The sequence below is a fragment of the Deinococcus grandis genome (genome assembly GCF_001485435.1).
Classification (GTDB): domain Bacteria; phylum Deinococcota; class Deinococci; order Deinococcales; family Deinococcaceae; genus Deinococcus; species Deinococcus grandis.
In genome coordinates, this window is the sequence record NZ_BCMS01000001.1 from 1,870,263 (window position 1) to 1,888,509 (window position 18,247).

General features: G+C 71.7%; 19 protein-coding genes and 1 tRNA gene. 9 read left to right on the forward strand and 11 right to left on the reverse strand.

Annotation, left to right across the window (positions count from 1 at the left end; genetic code table 11):
* Positions 1–35: 35 nt before the first annotated feature.
* From DEIGR_RS09230 to DEIGR_RS09240, 3 genes are all read right to left on the reverse strand, one after another.
* Complete coding sequence (locus DEIGR_RS09230) at positions 36–740, reverse strand: metallophosphoesterase (RefSeq protein WP_058976694.1); 705 nt, start codon at positions 738–740, stop codon at positions 36–38.
* Positions 741–805: 65 nt separating this feature from the next.
* A tRNA-Pro gene (locus tag DEIGR_RS09235) sits at positions 806–882 on the reverse strand.
* A gap of 252 nt (positions 883–1,134) precedes the next feature.
* The gene (locus DEIGR_RS09240) at positions 1,135–1,830 is read right to left on the reverse strand and encodes a tetratricopeptide repeat protein (RefSeq protein WP_058976695.1); all 696 of its coding nucleotides are present in this window, start codon (positions 1,828–1,830) and stop codon (positions 1,135–1,137) included.
* A 152-nt stretch (positions 1,831–1,982) separates the two neighbouring features.
* On the opposite strand from DEIGR_RS09240, the gene DEIGR_RS09245 reads away from it, so the two are divergent.
* From DEIGR_RS09245 to DEIGR_RS09260, 4 genes are read left to right on the forward strand one after another with little or no spacing between them, the layout of a single operon-like run.
* Positions 1,983–4,880 (forward strand): AAA family ATPase, encoded by a 2,898-nt coding sequence (locus tag DEIGR_RS09245; protein WP_058976696.1) that lies wholly within the window; start codon positions 1,983–1,985, stop codon positions 4,878–4,880.
* A complete protein-coding gene (locus DEIGR_RS09250; RefSeq protein ID WP_058978635.1) occupies positions 4,855–5,259 on the forward strand; it encodes a DUF3208 domain-containing protein in 405 nt (134 codons plus the stop codon). The genes DEIGR_RS09245 and DEIGR_RS09250 overlap by 26 nt, the downstream gene beginning before the upstream one ends.
* Positions 5,249–5,458, forward strand: coding sequence for a hypothetical protein (locus tag DEIGR_RS09255; RefSeq protein WP_233555387.1), 210 nt, complete (start codon positions 5,249–5,251; stop codon positions 5,456–5,458). Before DEIGR_RS09250 ends, DEIGR_RS09255 begins: the two co-directional genes overlap by 11 nt.
* Positions 5,455–6,057: a type 1 glutamine amidotransferase family protein gene (locus DEIGR_RS09260; RefSeq protein WP_058976697.1), complete on the forward strand. Its 603-nt coding sequence runs from the start codon at positions 5,455–5,457 to the stop codon at positions 6,055–6,057. Before DEIGR_RS09255 ends, DEIGR_RS09260 begins: the two co-directional genes overlap by 4 nt.
* Here the strand turns inward: DEIGR_RS09260 and DEIGR_RS09265 are convergent.
* The 5 genes from DEIGR_RS09265 to DEIGR_RS09285 form a co-directional block, all read right to left on the reverse strand.
* On the reverse strand, positions 6,054–7,427 hold the full coding sequence (locus DEIGR_RS09265) for an FAD-dependent oxidoreductase (RefSeq protein ID WP_058976698.1): 1,374 nt from the start codon (positions 7,425–7,427) through the stop codon (positions 6,054–6,056). The genes DEIGR_RS09260 and DEIGR_RS09265 overlap by 4 nt on opposite strands.
* 421 nt (positions 7,428–7,848) lie before the next feature.
* Positions 7,849–8,409, reverse strand: a complete 561-nt coding sequence (locus DEIGR_RS09270) for an NUDIX domain-containing protein (protein ID WP_058976699.1) — start codon at positions 8,407–8,409, stop codon at positions 7,849–7,851.
* Positions 8,409–9,341: a carbohydrate ABC transporter permease gene (locus DEIGR_RS09275; protein WP_058976700.1), complete on the reverse strand. Its 933-nt coding sequence runs from the start codon at positions 9,339–9,341 to the stop codon at positions 8,409–8,411. The genes DEIGR_RS09270 and DEIGR_RS09275 overlap by 1 nt, the downstream gene beginning before the upstream one ends.
* Positions 9,334–10,275, reverse strand: a complete 942-nt coding sequence (locus DEIGR_RS09280) for a carbohydrate ABC transporter permease (RefSeq protein WP_058976701.1) — start codon at positions 10,273–10,275, stop codon at positions 9,334–9,336. The genes DEIGR_RS09275 and DEIGR_RS09280 overlap by 8 nt, the downstream gene beginning before the upstream one ends.
* A gap of 94 nt (positions 10,276–10,369) precedes the next feature.
* Entirely contained in the window at positions 10,370–10,603 is a 234-nt protein-coding gene (locus DEIGR_RS09285; protein ID WP_058976702.1) for a hypothetical protein, read from the reverse strand.
* 230 nt (positions 10,604–10,833) lie between these two features.
* Here DEIGR_RS09285 and icd point away from each other — a divergent pair, with 230 nt between their 5' ends.
* Entirely contained in the window at positions 10,834–12,090 is a 1,257-nt protein-coding gene (gene icd, locus DEIGR_RS09290) for an NADP-dependent isocitrate dehydrogenase (protein WP_058976703.1), read from the forward strand.
* Positions 12,091–12,411: 321 nt separating this feature from the next.
* On the opposite strand, the gene msrA is transcribed toward icd, so the two are convergent.
* The 3 genes from msrA to DEIGR_RS09305 all read right to left on the reverse strand — a co-directional run bounded on the left by msrA (position 12,412) and on the right by DEIGR_RS09305 (position 15,004).
* Positions 12,412–12,963, reverse strand: a complete 552-nt coding sequence (msrA, locus tag DEIGR_RS09295) for a peptide-methionine (S)-S-oxide reductase MsrA (RefSeq protein WP_058976704.1) — start codon at positions 12,961–12,963, stop codon at positions 12,412–12,414.
* 65 nt (positions 12,964–13,028) lie between these two features.
* Positions 13,029–14,204 carry a hypothetical protein gene (locus DEIGR_RS09300; protein WP_236704714.1) on the reverse strand — a complete coding sequence of 392 codons (1,176 nt, stop codon included), beginning with the start codon at positions 14,202–14,204 and terminating at the stop codon, positions 13,029–13,031.
* Positions 14,201–15,004: a TrmH family RNA methyltransferase gene (locus tag DEIGR_RS09305; protein WP_058976706.1), complete on the reverse strand. Its 804-nt coding sequence runs from the start codon at positions 15,002–15,004 to the stop codon at positions 14,201–14,203. Before DEIGR_RS09305 ends, DEIGR_RS09300 begins: the two co-directional genes overlap by 4 nt.
* Positions 15,005–15,091: 87 nt before the next feature.
* Here DEIGR_RS09305 and DEIGR_RS09310 point away from each other — a divergent pair, with 87 nt between their 5' ends.
* The 4 genes from DEIGR_RS09310 (at position 15,092) to bshA (ending at position 18,170) form a co-directional block, all read left to right on the forward strand.
* Entirely contained in the window at positions 15,092–15,475 is a 384-nt protein-coding gene (locus tag DEIGR_RS09310; protein WP_058976707.1) for a YchJ family protein, read from the forward strand.
* Between the two features lie 45 nt (positions 15,476–15,520).
* The gene (locus tag DEIGR_RS09315) at positions 15,521–16,444 is read left to right on the forward strand and encodes a prohibitin family protein (protein ID WP_058976708.1); all 924 of its coding nucleotides are present in this window, start codon (positions 15,521–15,523) and stop codon (positions 16,442–16,444) included.
* Entirely contained in the window at positions 16,441–16,926 is a 486-nt protein-coding gene (locus DEIGR_RS09320) for a hypothetical protein (protein ID WP_058976709.1), read from the forward strand. Before DEIGR_RS09315 ends, DEIGR_RS09320 begins: the two co-directional genes overlap by 4 nt.
* Positions 16,927–17,051: 125 nt before the next feature.
* On the forward strand, positions 17,052–18,170 hold the full coding sequence (gene bshA, locus DEIGR_RS09325) for an N-acetyl-alpha-D-glucosaminyl L-malate synthase BshA (RefSeq protein ID WP_058976710.1): 1,119 nt from the start codon (positions 17,052–17,054) through the stop codon (positions 18,168–18,170).
* Positions 18,171–18,247: the final 77 nt, after the last annotated feature.

The window sequence follows — 18,247 nt, forward strand, 5'->3', positions numbered from 1 at the left end:
TGAACCCGGTGCGCCCCACGCGGGCAGCCCGTCCCTCAGGCGCCGGAGTCGAGCAGCAGCCGGGGCCGGAATTTCAGGCCGTCCGCCGCGACCAGATGCGCCGGGACGCCGTTCACGTGCCGCATGGCGCGTTCGGGTGCGACGCCATGCAGGTGCCCGTACACGATCAGGTCGGGCCGGGCGTCGTCGATCACGCGGGTGATCGGGTTGGCCGGGTACGGCGGGGTGGCCGGGGGGTAGTGCAGCATCAGGATCAGGTGGTCGCCGGGCTGCCGGAGGCTGCGGGCAGCCTGCACGCTGAGGCTCAGGCGTTCGGCCTCGCGGTCCAGCAGGCGCTGGTCGTCCGCACCGAGGGCCTCGAAGCCGGGCGTGATCCAGCCGCGCGAGCCGCACACGACGACGTTCCCGACGCGTACGGCGTCGTTCACGACCGCCAGCATGCCCTCCGGGAGGGCCGCGCGGAGTTTGGCGGCGGTGGGCCACCAGTAGTCGTGGTTGCCGCGCAGCAGCACCTTCGTGCCGGGCAGCGCGGCGACCGGCGCGAGGTCCTGCATCGCCTCCGGGAGTCGCATCGCCCAGGACAGGTCGCCGGGCAGCAGCACCAGATCCTCGTCCCGCACCGCGGCGCGCCACTCGTCGAAGATCGCCTGCGGATGACCGGCCCACTGCGGTCCGAACACCGTCATGGGTTTCGGGGTACAGAAGGCGAGGTGCAGGTCGGCTATCGCGTACACGCGCATGGGGCAATCTCCGGGATGGGTGGGCGGCGTGAAAAAAGCCCTCCCGGCGGGGAGGGCTTCCTCGATGGTCGGGGCGAGAGGATTCGAACCTCCGACCCCGTCGTCCCGAACGACGTGCGCTACCAGGCTGCGCTACGCCCCGAACCCGACCATCACCCGCCGGTAGGCTGGGCAGGGAGAAGTCTACGCGGCCCCCCCCGGGGTGTCAAGCGAGGCGCGCCGCCCGGGCCGGAGCCTGGAGCGGCGCGCTGGGCGTGTTGTACGGATTCCGTCTGTTTCGTTGACAGATCGGAACACCACCGATCTGCCCACTCCACCCCCGGAACCCTCTGTGCTCCCACTCGCATCCGCTCGGGTGGAACGGCTGCGCACAACCGTTCAACCGGAGTCCGGATTACTTCAGTTTCGCGAGGGTCGCCTTGGCGGTCTCCTCGTCACGCTTCTCCCAGAAGGTCGTGGCGCTGAAGCTGATGGCCTTCTCGAGCTGCGCGGCGGCCTCGGCCTTGCGGCCCTGGAGGATCAGGGCGTTGGCGTACTCGATGCGGTGCACGGCGGTGGTGGGTTCCAGGCTGATCGCCTTCTCGAAGTTGGGGATGATCTGGCCCTTGTCCGCGCCGGTCGCGCGGGTGGCGATGAAGCCCTTGGAGACGAGGTTGGCATTCCACAGGCCCAGCGCCACGTACGCGCCGGCCATCTTGGGGTCGAGCTTGACGGCCATGTCGAGATTCTTCTTCATCTCGCCGGCCAGCCCGAGGCTCTGGAGGATGCCGCTGAACTGCGCGAGGCGGCCCTGCGCGCGGGCGAGTTCGAAGTACGCGTCGGCGTTGTTCCTGTCCTTGGCGATGGCCTGCTTGGCGTACGCCTGGGCCTTCTCGAACAGGGCCTTCTTCTGCCCGTCGGCGACCAGTCCGGCGCCGGCGGTGGTGGCCTCGGCGGCCAGGGCGAGACCGTCACTGGTGTTCAGTTCGGCGGCGGCGGCGGCGGCGTCCTGCCATTTGCCCTGGTCGTAGAGGGCCTGGGCGCTCTGCAGGGACTGGGCGGACGCGGCGGTGATCAGGGCAAGGGACAGGGTCAGGGCGATCTTACGCATGTGGGGTTCCTCCGGTGGGGACAGTTGGGTTGGGTGCTGGGTGAGACTATACACGCGGCCGCCGGGGTGAAGCTGACGGGTTCGTCAGGTACGGTGCGCGCGGGTTGTTCTGCACCCGGTCCAGTGCGGACGGCGGGGGTGCTACGCTCGGCGTGACCGTGGACTGGAAAGCGACCCTGAACGACCTGCGTGGCCGGGTGCCCCCCGGCGGGGGGGGTGTCGTGCCCGGCAGCCTGCGCTGGCTGGAGGCCCGCATGCGCGAGCGCGGCGCGAACCCCAGCAGCGTGCGCAACATCGTGTACCGCGACGTGGGCACCGCGCGCGACAAGGGGCAGCTGCGCGCGGTGCTGGAGGAGCTGGCGCGCGAGCTGGGCACCTCGCTGCCGGACGGGCCGGTGGGCGCGGCCCCGGCGCCGGACGATCTGGAACTGCTGGGCCGCAGCAAGAAACGGGCGTTCCGGCAGTTCACGGCGGGCGTCCGCGCGGGCCGCGCGCCGCGCCTGATCGTGAGCGGCCCGCCGGGCGCCGGGAAGACCGTGCTGCTCTCGCGGGTGGCGGCGGCGCTGGAGGCGCAGGGCGTGCCGGTGGTGACGCTGCGCCTGGGTGGAGCGTGCGAGGAGCTGCCTGCCCCGCCGGGCGCGGTGGGGTCGTCGTTCGCGGCGCAGGCGCAGGCGCAGCTGGACGCGGCGCGGGCCGTCCTGCCCGCCGGGGGGGCGCTGCTGCTGCGCGTCTCGGCGGATCTGCGCCCGCTGGGGTTCGCGCCGCGCCTGCCGGGCGGCGAGGGCACCACGGCGGCCGGGTGGGCGCTGGAGGCGCTGCTGCGCCGCGCGCCGACCGGGGTGGCGGTGCTGCTGGCCGTCGAGGGCGACGTGCCCGGCGGGACGGACGTGGAGGTCATCGAGCTGCGCCCCCCGACGCCCACCGAGGCGCGGGCGTTCCTGATGGCCCGGCTGGGCGTGCCGCGCGCCGAGGCCGACCGGCTGGTGCGCGAGACGGGCCGGCACCTGGACCGCCTGACGCTGCTGGCGAACGTGGCGGGCGAGGGCGGCGCCGCGCCGGCCGAGCTGCTGGACGATCCGGAGTCGCGGCGGCTGGTCACGTTGACCGGCGCGCTGCACGCGGCGCACCCGGCCGGTCGGGACTGGCCGGAGGCGCTGCTGGCGGCGCTGCTGGGCGGCTCACCGCTGGGCGTGCCGCCGCACGCGCGGGCGCTGCTGCTGGGCGGCGCGGGCGGCTGGCGGGCCACCCCGGCGCTGGAGCGGGCGTGGCCGGTCGTTCCCGCCGCTGACCGCCTGGGGGCGCTGCGGGCGGTCGCGGCGCTGGACGCCGGGCAGGGGTTCGGGCCGTACCGGCTGGGCGCACTGGCGACGCTGGGCGACTGGGCGGCCCTGGCGGCGCAGGTGACGCAGCGACCGGACGACGCGCGGCACCTCCCGGCCTTGTGGCCGCGTCTGCGCGGCGTGACGGGCGAGGCGCGCGAGACGCTGGCGCGCGCGGTCGTCATGCACCACGCGGGGCGCGGGGAGTACAACGACCCGCGCGCGCGCGACGCGCTGTTCACCCTGCTGGAATCGGGCAGTGACGCGGTGCGCGGCTGGGCGCGCGTGAAGCTCGCCGAGAGCAGCCTGGAGGCCGGGCGGATGGACGCGGCCCGCTCGCAGCTGGCGCACCCGGACGTGACGGGCATGGACGCCCGCGACCCGTGGGCGGCGGCGGCCGAGGTGGACGCCCTGCTCGTGCAGGCGGCGCTGGCCCGCTGGCAGGGGGACCTGGGGAGCGCGACCCGCGCGGCGCAGGACCCGCGGCTGGTGCGCGGCGGGCCGCGCGCGCTGCTGTGGCGGGGCCTGATCGCCAAGGACGCCGGGCGCTGGCCCGAGGCGCTGGAGGCCCTGCGGGGCGTGCCCGCGGCCAGTCCGCTGCTGTCGGCGCGGGCGCGGTATCAGGAGGGTGACCTGCTGCTGCGCCTGGGGCAGCCGCACGCGGCGCTGGGGGCGCTGCTGGACGCGGGGGCGCGCCTGACGGACGCGGGCGGGTCGCCCGAGGAGCGGGCGCGGGTGCTGGCGCGCGCGGGCACGGCGCTGCGCCGCCTGGGCCGCCCGGCCGAGGGTCTGGAGCGGCTGCGCGACGCGCTGGCACTGGTGCCGCCGGACGAGCGCCGCCACGTGGACGGCGTGCCCCGCGCGCGGCTGCTCTCGGAGGGGGTGCCGCTGCTGCTGGCGCTGGGCCGGGTGGAGGACGCGCAGCGGCAGGCGGCGCAGGCGCTGACGCTGCTGTCGCGCAGCGAGGCCCGCCCGGCCGAGGTCGGGTACCGCGAGCGGCGCACCCGCTACCGCGCGGCCCTGACGTACCTCACGCGGGGGCTGGGCGTGCCGTACCTGCCGCCGCTGGGCGGCGCGGCGGCCGACAACGCCGACCTCCGGCAGGCCCGCGTCCTGCTGGGCGCGCTGCTGGACCGGGCGGGCGGGCCGGCCGACCGGGAGGTGACGCTGCGCTTCGACATGCTCCTGAGCCTCGCGCTGGCCACCCCCGACGCGGAGCAGGCCACGGCGCTCGTGCAGGAGGCGCTGACGCTGGCCTCGCACCCGTACGAGGAGGCGCAGGCGCGCGCGATGCTGGCCGACGCGCAGCTGCGGGCCGGACAGCCGGACGCCGCGCTGGGCAGCGTGAACCGCGCGCACGCCCTGCTGCGCCGCCCCGCGCCGGGCGGGCCACCCCTCGACCCGGGCCTGGACGCGCAGCTGCTGGCGCTGGAGGCCCGCGCCGGACTGCTGGATCCCGGCGCCGCGCCGCTGGACGCCCTGCAGGCTCTGCAGGACGCCCTGGACAGCCCCGCGCTGGAACCGTTCCGCACGGGCGTGTGGCGCGAGGCGGGCCGCGCGCTGGAGGCCAGAGGCGGGGACCCGGGCGACACGCTGCGGGCCTGGGGCGTCCCGGCGGAACTCCTGGACTGGCGCGCGCCGGACGCCCTGGCCGCCGCGGAGCTGGCGCGGGACGCCGCGTCCACGCGGGGGGCGGCGGGCGGGTATGCTGTGGCGCGTGAGCATCAGTGAACCCGCCCCCGGTGGCCGCGCGGCCGTGCGGCTCCTTCAGGGGTACGTGTGGCACCCGCAGGACGCCGACATCGACCTGGAGACGTTCCTGCCGCATGAACTCGACCTGCCCGCGCCGGACGAACACGCCGAGCAGGAGGAGGGCGCGCACGTCCTGTGGGACAGCGTGAACCCGCCGTTCGCGTTCTTCGAGAACGGCGAGCCGACCGCGTCGCAGGCGTTCTACCAGTTCACGGTGCTGCGCGTGTACGAGCCGCGCCCCGACGACGACTCGCTGCACGCGGACGCCCAGGCGGCCAGCGGGCTGCTCGGGCCGCTGCTGGAGGGCACCCCGGACGGCGTGGGCTGGCAGCTGTGGGAGGACCTGCGTGATCTCTGACCAGGGGCTGCCCTGGCTGGACCTGCGGGTCGAGGGTGACCCCCACCCCCGGCGCTTCGACGGGCAGGCGACGGCGCTGCAGTACCTGCTGCGGGTCGAGCGGCTCTCGGCGGACGCCGCGCACGAGCTGCTCGAACGCGGCGAGGTGGGCCCGCCGGTCGCGCGGCGCGCGTACACGCTGCGGCCCCTGGGGCAATGACCGGCGAGACGCCGCCCGCCGACGCGCCGCAGGCGTACACCGGGCCGGTCGTGGCGATTCCCGTGTACGCGGGCGTCAGCGAACTGGAACTGGGCGTGATGGTGTCGGTGCTGCGCCTGTGCGGCGGTGAGGGCTGCGTGCGGACCGTGAACCGCTCGCGGGCCAGTATCGTCACGGCGGGCGGACTGGTCAGCACCCCGCACGTGCTGTTCGCGGCGCTGCCGGAACCCGCCGCCCTGCTGATTCCCGGCGGGCCGGGCGCGGCGAAGGCGGCGCGCGATCCGCTCCTCCAGGGGTTCCTGCGGGCGCACGCGGCACTGACGACCGGCACCAGCGGCAGCGGGCTGCTCCTGCCGGGCGAGGCGGGCACCCTGGACGGGCGCGTCCTGGGCGGCCCGGCCGAACTGGCGGACACGCTGTGGGGCTTCACCCCGGCGGACGTGCGCCCCGGCGAGGTCGTCACCGACGGCGCGCTGTGTTCCGCCCCGGCGGGCTTCGCGGCGCTGCACGCGGCGCTGCACGTCACGTCGGCCCTGTGGGGTGACGAGGCCGCCCGGGACGCGGCGGAGCGGCTGGGCGGCTCTCCCCTGCTGGGCTAGACCAGGGCGCCGCGCGCGGTCAGTTCGGCGCGCAGGTCGTCCGGGCTGACCGCGCGGACCTCTCCGGCGTGGTCCCGCGCGGCCCAGGCGGCGGCGATCCCGGCGGCCTCGCCCATGGAGTGGCAGTTCTGCTGCACGCGGATGCTGGACTGCGCCTCGAAGGTGCTGCTCGCCGCGCGACCCGGCACGAGCAGGTTCGTGACGTTCAGCGGGATGATGGCGCGCAGCGGGATGTCGTGGAACGCGCCGGGCGCGAAGTACGGCGCGGTGCCCTCGCGTTCGTGCAGCAGTTTCGCGCCGCCCCTGACCGAGTGGATGTCCACCGGGTAGTGGTTGCGGCAGATGCCGTCCGGGAAGCGGGCGCAGTCGAGGATGTCCGTGACGGTCAGCGTGTACTCCCCGTGGATGCGGCGGGTCTCGCGCACGCCGACCATCGGGGCGACCACGCCGATGAACGCGTGCTCGCAGCCGGGCAGGAACGCGCGGCAGAACGCCGTGAGGCGCGTGACAGCCTGCCGCCCGTCCAGCTGCGCCTCGCTGAGCTGCCAGGGGTCGGTGCCGTCGTGCAGGTCGGCGCGGATGCGCGGGCAGTTGAAGCTGAGTTCGCCGGGGCGACCGGGGACGCTGAACGCCTGGAAGTAATCCCCGTCGCGTTCCAGCAGCACGCCAGCCTCGACCGCCTGCCGGAAGAGGGGTTCGAGGCTGCTGCGGCGGCCCCAGACCATCCAGAAATGCAGGAAATCCGGGTGGTCCTGCCACTGCCCATTCCCGTTCAGGAAGTCGCGCAGTCGGGTCACGTCCACCCCGGCCAGCGTGAAGCGAAGGCTCATGGCCTGATGCACGCCGTCCTCGTCCCCGCCGCTCATGGGCACGCCCGCCAGCGCGGCCACGTCCGCGTCACCGGTCGCGTCGATGAACGTCCGGGCGCGCAGGGCCTGCAGGCCGCCCTTGTTGTGCACGACCAGCGCCTCAATCCTTCCGGCGGCCATCACGGGCTGCACGACCTGGGTGTGGAACAGCACCTCCGCGCCGGATTCGCGCAGCAGGTCGTCCAGCACGAATTTCAGGCCCTCCGGGTTGAACCAGTTGTCGTTCCCGGACGGGTCGGTCGCCCCGTCGCCGCGCGCCCGCAGGCGGGCCTTGAGTTCCTCGGTCAGGCCCCGGTTGAGGTTCTGCCCGTCCGCGACGTTCCGCATCAGCGGCGTCACCCAGGCGTTCGTGCCGGTGCCACCCAGACTCCCCTGCGCCTCAATCACCAGCGTGCGTGCCCCGCTGCGGGCGGCGGCGATACCCGCGATGGCCCCGGCGGTGCCGCCCCCGGCGACGATCACGTCCCAGTCGCGGTCCAGCGTGCGGTAGGTCAGGGTCACTGGACGCTCACCCGCCCGGCGGGTTGGCCGTTGAGGTGAATCTCGACAGATGATCCGGCCCGGGACGGTCCGCCCAGCATGTCAGGTGGAATGGTGACACCGGCCGTTTCCCAGTGCGCTGCTTCGGTCGTGCAGACGTCTGGCATGGGAAGAGTCCGTGCCGAGACGTCAATCCGGTCAGCACCGGAGCGCACCACGCGGAGTTCCTTCACAGGATCGCAGGAGTGCACGCTGACCTCCCAGGTCATGGGGACTGATTCACCTGCCCGGACGGTCCGTGGCAACGTCACGTTCCTGACCTCCATGGACCGCTCCTGCGTCCCGGACGGCTCCTGGGTGGACGCCTGCGTCTCCCGTGCAGGTGAGCAGGCAGAGACGAGCAGCGTCGCGCCCGCAAGCCACCAGCGGGTCAAGGAGGCTTTCACGCGCCCTGCCCGTCGTTCTCCGGCTCATCATGCCCGGCCCAGTCGTGCGTCAGCAGGTGCCTCAGCGCCGCCTGCGTGAGCCAGTCGAAGGTGTCCGGCGCGTCCTGAAAGCGGCGTCGGACCTCACCCAGCGGTACCCACTCGTGACCGGCGGCCCCGTCGCCGCGCTCCGTGAGGTCGCCGCTGGCCTGCACGCGGAAGAAGAAGCCCACGCTGTCCACCGGCCCGCGCCGGGTCTGGTACACGAAACTGGGGGTCAGGCATTCCACCTCGGCGGCCGGTGTGCCCGTGGTCGTGCCGCGCAGGTCCGTCAGGTAGTCGCTGACGGTCAGGCCCGTTTCCTCGCGGACCTCGCGCGTCAGGGCGTCCGTGATGCCCTCGAAGGGATCGAGTTGCCCGCCGGGAAATTCCAGCCGTCTGGGTTGCCCGGGTTTCACGCGGCGTTGCAGCAGGACCTCACGCCCGTGGGGGCCGCTGCGTTCGATCACGGCGCGGGCGTTCACGTAGAAGTCCTTCCGGCGTCGTGGCCGCGTCAGCAGTCGTGGCAGCGTCAGCATCAGCCTTTCACCGCACCTTCCAGGCCCTTCATGAAGTACTTCTGGCCCAGCAGGAACACGATCAGGATGGGGATGATCGTGATGACGGCGCCCGCCATGACGGCGCGGGAGTTCGTGCTGAAGGTGCCGGACAGTTCCAGCAGGCCCGCCGAGAGCGGCAACATGTTCTTGTCGGGCAGCATGACGCGCGCCCACAGGAACGAGTTCCAGTACGCCACGAATTCCAGGATGGCGAACGCGGCGATGGTGGGGGTGGCCAGCGGCAGCATGATGCGGCGCCAGATGGTCAGTTCGCGCGCGCCGTCGATGCGGGCCGCCTCGATGAGTTCCTGCGGGATGCCCAGGTACGCCTGCCGCAGCAGGAACAGGCCCACGATGCTGGCCGCGCCGGGCAGCACGACCGCGAGGTACTGCCGGGCGGCGTCCGCCAGCGGACTGGTCTGGGCCAGCAGGCCCAGTTTGATGGTGGTGATGTAGTTGACGATCAGCCCGGCCTCGTTGGGCAGGACCATCAGGATCAGGATGGAGTAGAAGATCAGGTCCCGGCCGGGGAAGCGCATGCGGGCCAGCGGGTACGCGGCGAGCGTGGCGAGGGTCGTGGTGAAGGTCACGCCCAGGATGCAGATGATCACGGAGTTCAGGATCAGCCGCCAGAAGGGGACGGTGGTGCCGCTGAACACTTCCGCGTAGTTGCGCAGGCTGACGGCGGTGGGGAGGATCTTCGCCTCGTAGATGTTCCCGGTGGGTTCCAGGGACGTGACGAGCGTCCAGTAGAACGGGTAGAGCATGATCAGCGCGATCAGGATCAGCACGGCGTACGCGGCGGCGTTGCGCAGGCGCTCGCGGCGCTGACGCTGCACCTTCAGTTGCGCGGCCAGTTGCGCGTGCGGGTCGCTGACCAGGGTGGTCTGGGGCAGGGTGGTCTCAGGCATCGCTGCGGCCTCCTTTGGTCAGGCGGAAGTTGATCAGGCCGAACAGGATGCTGACCACCGCGACGACCATGCTGGCGGCGGCGGCCAGCCCGAAGTTGAAGTCCCCGCCGAACGCCTTGGAGAACGAGTACATCAGCGCGGAGTACGTGCTGCCCGCCGGGTAGCCGTTGGGCGTCATGACGTACAGTTCCTCGAACACCTTGATGGCGCTGATGGTGGACAGCAGGCTGCACACCAGGATGGTGGGGCGCAGGCCCGGCAGCGTGATGTTCCAGAACACCTGCGAGCGGGTCGCGCCGTCGATGGTCGCGGCTTCCTCCAGTTCGCGGCTGATGCCCTGCAGGCCCGCGAGGTACAGCACCATGTAGTACCCGATGCCCTTCCAGAGGGTCACGAACATCACCGCGAACAGCGCCGTGGCGGGGTTGTCCAGCAGGCTGTGGTCGCCGCGCATCAGGCCGAGGCCAATCAGGACGCTGTTCACCGCGCCGCCCTGCTTGTACAGCCACGACCAGATCAGACCGACCACCGCGAAGCTCGTCACGACCGGAACGTAGTACGCGGTGCGGAAGAAGCCGATGCCGCGCAGCGGACGGTTCACGAGCAGCGCCACCAGGATCGAGATGACCTGGATGACCGGCACGACCAGCACGTACTTCAGGCTGTTGCGCAGGCCGGACCAGAACTGCTCGTCGGCGAACAGTTCGCGGAAGTTGTCCAGCCCCACCCACTGCGGCGGGCTGATGATGTTGTATTTCGTGAACGCCAGGTACGACCCGAAGATCACGGGCCAGGTGTGATACACGACGAGCAGGATCAGGAACGGCAGCATGAACGCGTAGGCGATCAATGTATTGCGCACCGTGACAGACGCGCCGGTGCCGCCGATGCGGTGTTGTTCGCGGCGAGACACGCGCCGCCCCTTTGTGGTCATGGGGCGCAGTGTAGCGGCCCCCGCGCGCCGAGGCGTGAAAAAACCAGCCTCTCCGCGCGGGAGGGGCTGGTCAGGGCAGGTCGAGGCTGGGGCCTTAGTGGCCGTCGCCGTCCTTGGCTTCGCGTTTGCCTTCGGTGTACTCGGCGTTGGCTTCGCGGTTGTGCACTTCGGCCTTGGCGCGGTCCTCGAGGGCTTCGGCCTTGTGGTGGGCGTCGCCGGTCACGGCGTGGGCAGCGTTGTGCCCGGCCTCGCGCAGGCGGTCGGCGCCTTCGTTCACTTTGGCCTTGGCGGCGTCCAGCATGTTTTCAGCGGTGCTCTTGTCACTCATCGGTTGAGTCCTCCTGCGGTGTGGATTCCCGGTCGGGTGTCCCCAGCCTGCCGCGCGCCGGTCACGGCGGGGTGAGCGCAGACTTCAGCGTGACCCCACGCAGCGCTGGGGGAATCTTCACCTTCCAGGGCCGCCGGGCACCTGTACGCGCTTCTGGACTGCGTATAAACCCTTCGGGTAACAGGTACACCAACTCGGGTTCCGGCCCGGTGGGGTACAGTGTCCGGGTCATGGATAAGCACATCACGGTGCCCGCGCAGGGCGAGAAGATCACGATGAAAGACGGCAAGCTGCACGTGCCGAACCACCCCGTCATTCCCTTCGTGGAAGGCGACGGCACCGGCCCCGACATCTGGCGCGCCAGTGTCCGCGTCCTCGACGCCGCGGTCGAGATCGCCTACGGCGGCGAGCGCAAGATCGAGTGGATGGAAGTCTACGCCGGTGAGAAGAGCCTCGAGGTGTACGGCGAGAACGAGTGGCTGCCCCAGAGCACCGTGAACGCCTTCAACGAGTACCTGTTCGGTATCAAGGGCCCGCTGACCACCCCGGTCGGCACCGGCATCCGCAGCATCAACGTGGCGCTGCGTCAGGAACTCGACCTGTACGCCTGCGTGCGCCCCGTGCAGTACTTCGACGGCGTGCCCAGCCCCGTCAAGCGCCCCCAGGACGTGGACATGGTGATCTTCCGCGAGAACACCGAGGACATCTACGCCGGGATCGAGTACAAGGCCGGGACCGACGAGGCCGACAAGGTCCGCGGCTTCCTGATGCGCGAGATGGGCGTCAAGAAGATCCGCTTCCCGGACAGCTCCTCGTTCGGGATCAAGCCAGTGTCGAAGGAAGGCACCGAGCGTCTGGTGCGCGCCGCGATCCAGTACGCGATCGACAACGGCCGCAAGAGCGTCGCCATCGTCCACAAGGGCAACATCATGAAGTTCACCGAAGGCGGCTTCCGCGACTGGGGTTACGAGCTCGCCAAGCGTGAATTCGGCGCCGTGGAGATCGACGGTGGCCCCTGGTGCCAGCTGCCGAACGGCATCGTCATCAAGGACGTCATCGCCGACAACTTCCTGCAGCAGATCCTGCTGCGCCCCACCGACTACGACGTGATCGCCACGCTGAACCTGAACGGCGACTACGTCAGCGACGCGCTGGCCGCGCAGGTCGGCGGGATCGGCATCGCGCCCGGCGCGAACATCAACTACGTGACCGGCCACGCCATCTTCGAGGCGACCCACGGCACCGCGCCGAAGTACGCCGGGAAGGACGTCATCAACCCCAGCTCCGTGATCCTCAGCGGCGAGATGATGCTGCGCTACATGGGCTGGACCGAGGCCGCCGACCTGATCCTGAAGGGTCTGGACGACACCATCCAGCAGAAGGTCGTGACCTACGACTTCGCCCGCAACATGGACGGCGCGACCGAAGTGAAGACCAGCGTCTTCGGGGACAAGATCATCGAGAACATGAAGGCCCGCAAAGCCTGATATTCACTCCGATTGAATGGGTTACAAAACCCGTTCAATCCGAGCGGATGCGACTCACAGAGCTGCGCAGCAAAGCAGGAGTCAAGCGGGTTCCGGGTTGTCAATGAAACGGACGGAATCCGTATGATACGGACTCCGGTTGAAAGGTTTGCAAAATCTTTCAACCCGAGCGGATGCGAGAAGGAGCAAAGCGGGTTCCGGACGTGGAGCTGGCGATCCGGTGAAGTTCCGGATTGTCAGCGAAACAAACGGAATCCGTATGAGCCAACCGATGAACGAAGGCGGCGAGGGGAGTTTCCCTCGCCGCCTTTCTATGTGGCCTTACGCGCGCAGGCGGTCGCTGTAGTACTGCCTCATCTTCGCCACCTTGGGCGCGATGACGGCCATGCAGTACGGCTGGCGCGGGTTGTTCTCGTAGTAGTTCTGGTGGTACTCCTCGGCGACGAAGAACTCGCTGGCGGGCTCGACGGTCGTCACGATGGGCTTGCCGAACACGTCCTGCGCGGTCAGGTCGGCGATCACCTCACGCGTCTGGGCCTCCTGTTCGGGGGTCAGGGGGAACACGGCGCTGCGGTACTGGGTGCCCACGTCCGCGCCCTGCCGGTTGAGGCTGGTGGGGTCGTGCGTGGCGAAGAACAGGCCCAGCAGATCCCTGTACGACACCTGCGCGGGGTCGAAGGTCACGCGGACCGCCTCGGCGTGCCCGGTCGCGCCGCTGCACACGCTGCGGTAGTCGGGGTTGGGCGTGTGCCCGCCGATGTAGCCGCTCTCGATCTTCTGCACGCCGCGCACGTCCTTCAGGACGGCCTCGGTGCACCAGAAGCAGCCTCCGGCCAGAATCGCCTGCTGCTGTCCCGCGCTGTTGGAAGTCATGGCGGCATTCTGTCCTGTTCCCGCGCGGGCAACGGCGACGGTGGGCACGATCCCCGCCGCGTACGTCAGGGAGCGGGGGTGCTGACGGTGTCGCCCTCGCTGACCAGGGCGTCGAGGAGTTTCAGGGCCTCCTCCAGGCGGTGGGCCTGCACGCGCGCGGCCGTGCGGGCCTGCCGCCAGTCCAGCCGTACGCGCGCGAGGCTCAGGGGGTCGCCGCCCAGGCCCTGCAGCTGCGCCGCGCGGCGTTCCAGCGTCTCGACCTGCGTCTTCAGGTCGCGCAGGGCCTCCTGGTGCGCACGGGCGGCCTGGAGGGTGGTGGCCAGCTGCGCGCGCGCTTCCTCCTGCGCGAGGTGCAGCGCGTGGTGCGCCTGCAGGACGGCGGGGCTGCCGTCGGCGTCCCCGGCGTGCCACTGCGCGTAGTTCAGCGCCTGCCGGGCCCGCAGGACGTTCGGGTGCAGCGGCACGCCCAGCGAGAAGCGCGCGTGCGCGAGGTCCACGTCCAGCATGGTCAGGGGCGTGTCGGCGTCGGCCAGGTCGATCAGGGGCGTGAAGGCGTCCAGGAACGCGTGGGTCTGGGCGGCCATCAGGCGCGTGTGGGCCAGTCGGGGCGCGGCGGCCGGGCTGGTGCGCACGGCGTCCTCCAGTTCGCGGACGTTCAGGTCCAGCAGCTGCGCCTGGGCGGCGGCGGCGGCGACCTGATCGGCGACCTCGATGCGGGCGTGGTCGGCGCGCAGGCGGCTGAGCATCTCCTCGGTCTCCCAGCGGCGGACCTCGGCCTGGGTGGCCTGCACGTCCCACTCGGCGGCGCGTTCCAGGGCGCGCAGGTCCGGGTTGGCGCGGATCCCGGCGAGGCTGCGCCCGGCGATCTCGGCGTGCGAGCGGGCCAGCAGCAGCGGCAGGTCGTGCGCGCGGCGCCCCCAGCGGATGGGGCTCGGTGCGGGCGCGATGGGGCCCTCGGTGGGCTGCGCGGGCACCGGGACGGTCTCCGCGAAGCGGGCGAGGTCCAGGGTGGTGCCCTCCAGCCAGCGGTCGGCGCGGGCGTCGCCGTAGTCGTCGCGCAGGCGGGCGTACACGTCCTGCAGGACTGCCACGACGTCGCGGGGCCCCAGGGCGCGCAGGGCGGTCCAGCCGCGGCGCTGCACGGCGCCCTGGATGATCTGTTCGGCCTCGTTCACGCCCAGTTCGGCGCTCAGGCGGACGCGCAGCCAGTCCCGGTACGGGTCGTTCGAGGCCTGGATCACGGTCCGCTCCGGGCGCGGCGCTGCCGGGCGCATTCGAAGAGCATCAGCGCGGCGGCCGTGGCGACGTTCAGCGAGTCCGCGCCGCGGCTGGCGTCCATGGGGATGCTGACGCTGTGGTCGGTGCGGCGCCAGTGTTCGGGCAGGCCCTCGTGTTCGGTGCCCAGCAGCAGCGCCACGCGGCCGGTCAGCGGCGCGTCCCAGTAGGCGCGCCCGGCGTCCGGGGTGCACGCGAAGGTCGTGAAGTCCCGCTCCTGTAGCCACGCCTGCGCCTCGTCCTCGCTCATCACGGCGACCGGCAGGGTGAACACGCTGCCCTGCGAGGAGCGGATCACGTTCGGGCCGTAGGGGTCGGCGCCGCGCCCCAGGACGATCACGCTGTCCGCCCCGGCGGCGTCGGCGCTGCGCAGGATCGCGCCGACGTTCCCGGGTTTTTCCAGGCCGTGCAGCACGACCGTCACGGCCTGCGCGCCGGGTTCCGGCAGGGGCCGCGCGGGGGTGGGGGCCAGGGCCAGCAGGCCGTCCGGGTTCTCGCGGCCGCTGACCTTCTCGAAGGCCGCGCGGGACAGCAGGTGTGTGGGGGCGTGCAGGGTGGGGGCCAGGGTCTCCCCTTCCGGGCTGTGCAGCTCGGGGGTGCTGTACACGGCACTCAGCTTGATGCCGCTGGTGACGGCGCGGGCGATCTCGCGGGCGCCCTCGATCAGGATCACGCCGTCCTGTTCGCGTTCGCGGCGGCCCCGCAGGCGCACGAGCCGCTTGACGTGCGCGTTCTGCAGGGAGGTGATGACTTCGGTGGCACTCATTGCGGCCATTATGGCCCGCCCGGGCCGGACTGACCGTGCCCCCGGGCCGCGTACACGGACGGCGCCCAAATGCTCTAGCCTGCGCGCATGCCCCTCGCGTACCCCCCGTTCAAGTCGTGTCCCTGCGGTTCCGGGCGGAGTTACGGGCACTGCTGCGGCCCGCTGCACGCCGGTCAGGCGGCCGCCACCCCGGAGGCGCTGATGCGCTCGCGCTACGCGGCGTACGCCCTGGGCGACAGCGCGTACGTGCAGCGCACCTGGCATCCGGACACCCGCCCCGCCACGCTGGACCTGCGCGACGGCACCCGCTACCTGGGCCTGCGCGTGCACGGGGCGCAGGGGGACGAGGTGACCTTCACGGCGCAGCTGCGCCTGCCGGACGGCGAGCGGTACGCCCTGCGGGAACGCAGCCGCTTCACGCAGCTGGGCGGCGCGTGGGTGTACGTGGATGGCGACACCCCCGACGCCTGACCCGGCGCATGGGAACCCGGTGAGAGTCCGGGCCGTACCGGTGACATGACCGACCAGAAGAGCCGCGCCACCCCGAAGCTCACCGTCCGCCCGAACCGCCGCGCCGCGCTGATCCTGGGCGGGCTGCTCATCGCGGGGGTGCTGGTCGCGCAGAGCGTGAAGGTCGTCCCCGCCGGGTACGTGGGCGTGGCGTTCAGCGCCCTGAGCGGCGTGAAGGGCCAGCCGCTGCAGGAGGGCGTGCACTTCCTCGTGCCGTTCGTGGATCACGTGACGCTGTACGACGCGAAACTGCAGGAGGTCACGCTGGCGCACAACATCCAGGACGGGGACGAGGGCGCCATCCGCGCGCGCAGCAAGGAGGGCCTGGAGATCACGGCGGACGTGACCGTGCAGTTCCGGGTGGACCGCGCCAAGGCCGCGCAGCTGCACAAGGAACTCGGCCGCGACTACGTCCGCACCGTGATCCGCCCGCAGGTGCGCAGCAAGGTCCGCGACGCGATCGGGCAGTTCAGCGCCGCCGACATCATCAGCACGCAGCGCCAGCAGGTCGAGGCGAGCATCACGAACGCCCTGCGGCAGGTGTTCCAGCAGAACAACCTCACGCTGGACAGCGTCCTGCTGCGCGAACTGCGCATCCCGGACAGCGTCGCCAAGGCCATCGAGCAGAAGCAGACCGCCGAGCAGCAGGTCGCGGTGGAACGCAACAAGCTGCAGCAGGCGAACATCGCCGCGCAGCGCGCCGTCGTGGAGGCCGAGGGCGCCGCGAAGGCGTCGGTCGCCAAGGCGCGCGGCGAGGCCGAGGCGCTCTCGCTGCGCGGCCGCGCGCTGCGCGAGAACCCGCAGCTGATCCAGCTGACCGTCGCGGAGAAACTGTCCCCCGGGATCCAGACGGTCATGCTGCCCAGTGACGGGAACTTCCTGCTGGACGTCGGGAACCTGACCGGCCGTTCCGCCACCCCGAAACCATGACCCCGCTGCTGATCCTGGCGCTGGCGGCCGTGGTGATCCTGCTGGCGACCCGCCGCGCGCCCGCCCCGGACGTCACGCCCACCGAGACGCCCGCGCCGACGCGCCCCCTGCCAGACGACCTGCTGCGCCTGCCCGAACCGGCGCGGACGCGCGCCTGGGCGCTGCTGTGCACCGTGCACGACGCGCTGCGCAGCGAACCGGCCGACGCCCGCGCGGCCTTCCTGCTGCGCCAGACGCTCAGCGACTACCTGCCGGACACCGTCCGCGCGTTCCTGCACCTGACCCCCGCGGCCCGCGCGCAGCTGGACGCGCAGGGGCAGCCGCCGGAGACGCTGCTCCTCGAACAGCTGTCCCTGATCGAGGGCGGCGTCGCCGAGGCGCTGCGGCACGATCACGCTGCCGCCGACCGGCTGCTCACGCAGGGCCGTTTCCTGCGCGAACACTTCGGCGCGGCGGGTGACCTGCGCGTCCCTGAGCGGTGAACGCCGCCACCGCGCGGCCCGGAAGGAGTGTGGGGGAACCATTGCGCTGACACGCGCCCCGTATAGTTGGCACTCATGATTTCGTCAGCTCGTGCGTCACGCCGGAAGATCGAAGGGAAGCGTCCGTGAAGGTCGCGGTGTTGTGTCACGCCAGCGCCGGCGGGTCCGGGGTGGTCGCGACCGAACTGGGGTTGCAGGTGGCCCGCGCCGGGCACGAGGTGCATTTCGTGGGCGCGGCGCAGCCGTTCCGCCTGACGGGGCAGCGCTGCGTGAGTGGCCCGTACTTTCATCAGGTGGGCGGGTACGCGTACGCGCTGTTCGACCAGCCGTACCCGGAACTCGCGGCGGCGAACACCCTGACGGCCGTCATCGAGGAGTACGGCGTGGAACTCTCGCACGCGCACTACGCGATTCCGCACGCCACGGCGGCCATTCACGCGCGGGCCATCACGGGCCGCTCGCGGGTGATCACGACGCTGCACGGCACGGACGTGACCCTGGTGGGCCAGGAGCCCGCGTTCCGCTCCACGACCCGGCACGCGATCGAGCGCAGCGACCGGGTGACGGCGGTGTCGCATTACCTCGCGGCGCACACGCGGGAGATGTTCGGCGTGGACCGCGAGATCGACGTGATCCACAATTTCGTGGACAGTGACCGCTTCGTGCGGGTGACCGACCCGGCGGTGCGGGCCCGCTTCGCGCATCCGGACGAGGCGCTGCTGGTGCACGTCAGCAACTTCCGGCCGGTGAAGCGCGCGTGTGACGTGGTGGAGGTCTTCGCGCGGGTGGCGTCCGAGATCCCGGCGCGGCTGCTGATGATCGGGGACGGTCCGGAGCGGCCCAGGGCGATGGAGCTGGCGCAGACGCGCGGTGTGATCGGCCGCACGCACTTCCTGGGGTCCTTCCCGGACGTGGAGACGGTGCTGGGCATCAGTGACCTGTTCGTGCTGCCCAGTCAGCAGGAGAGTTTCGGGCTGGCGGCCCTGGAGGCCATGAGCTGCGAGGTGCCGGTCGTCGCCTCGCGCGCCGGGGGCATTCCGGAGGTCGTGCAGGACGGCGTGAACGGCTTCCTGGCGGACGTGGGGGACGTGGACACCATGGCGGACCGGGCGCTGCAGATCCTGCGCAACCGCGACCTGTACCTGAGCCTGGGGCAGGCGGGGCGCCGCGCGGCGGCCGAGCAGTTCCACCCGTCGGTGATCGTGCCGCAGTACCTCGCGGCGTACGAGCGCACGCTGGCGTAGTGCTGGGGCGGGGGCGCCTGCGCCGGGCGGCGGGGGTCTTGACCGTGTTGCCCCGTCTGTTTCAGACTGTGGCCTAA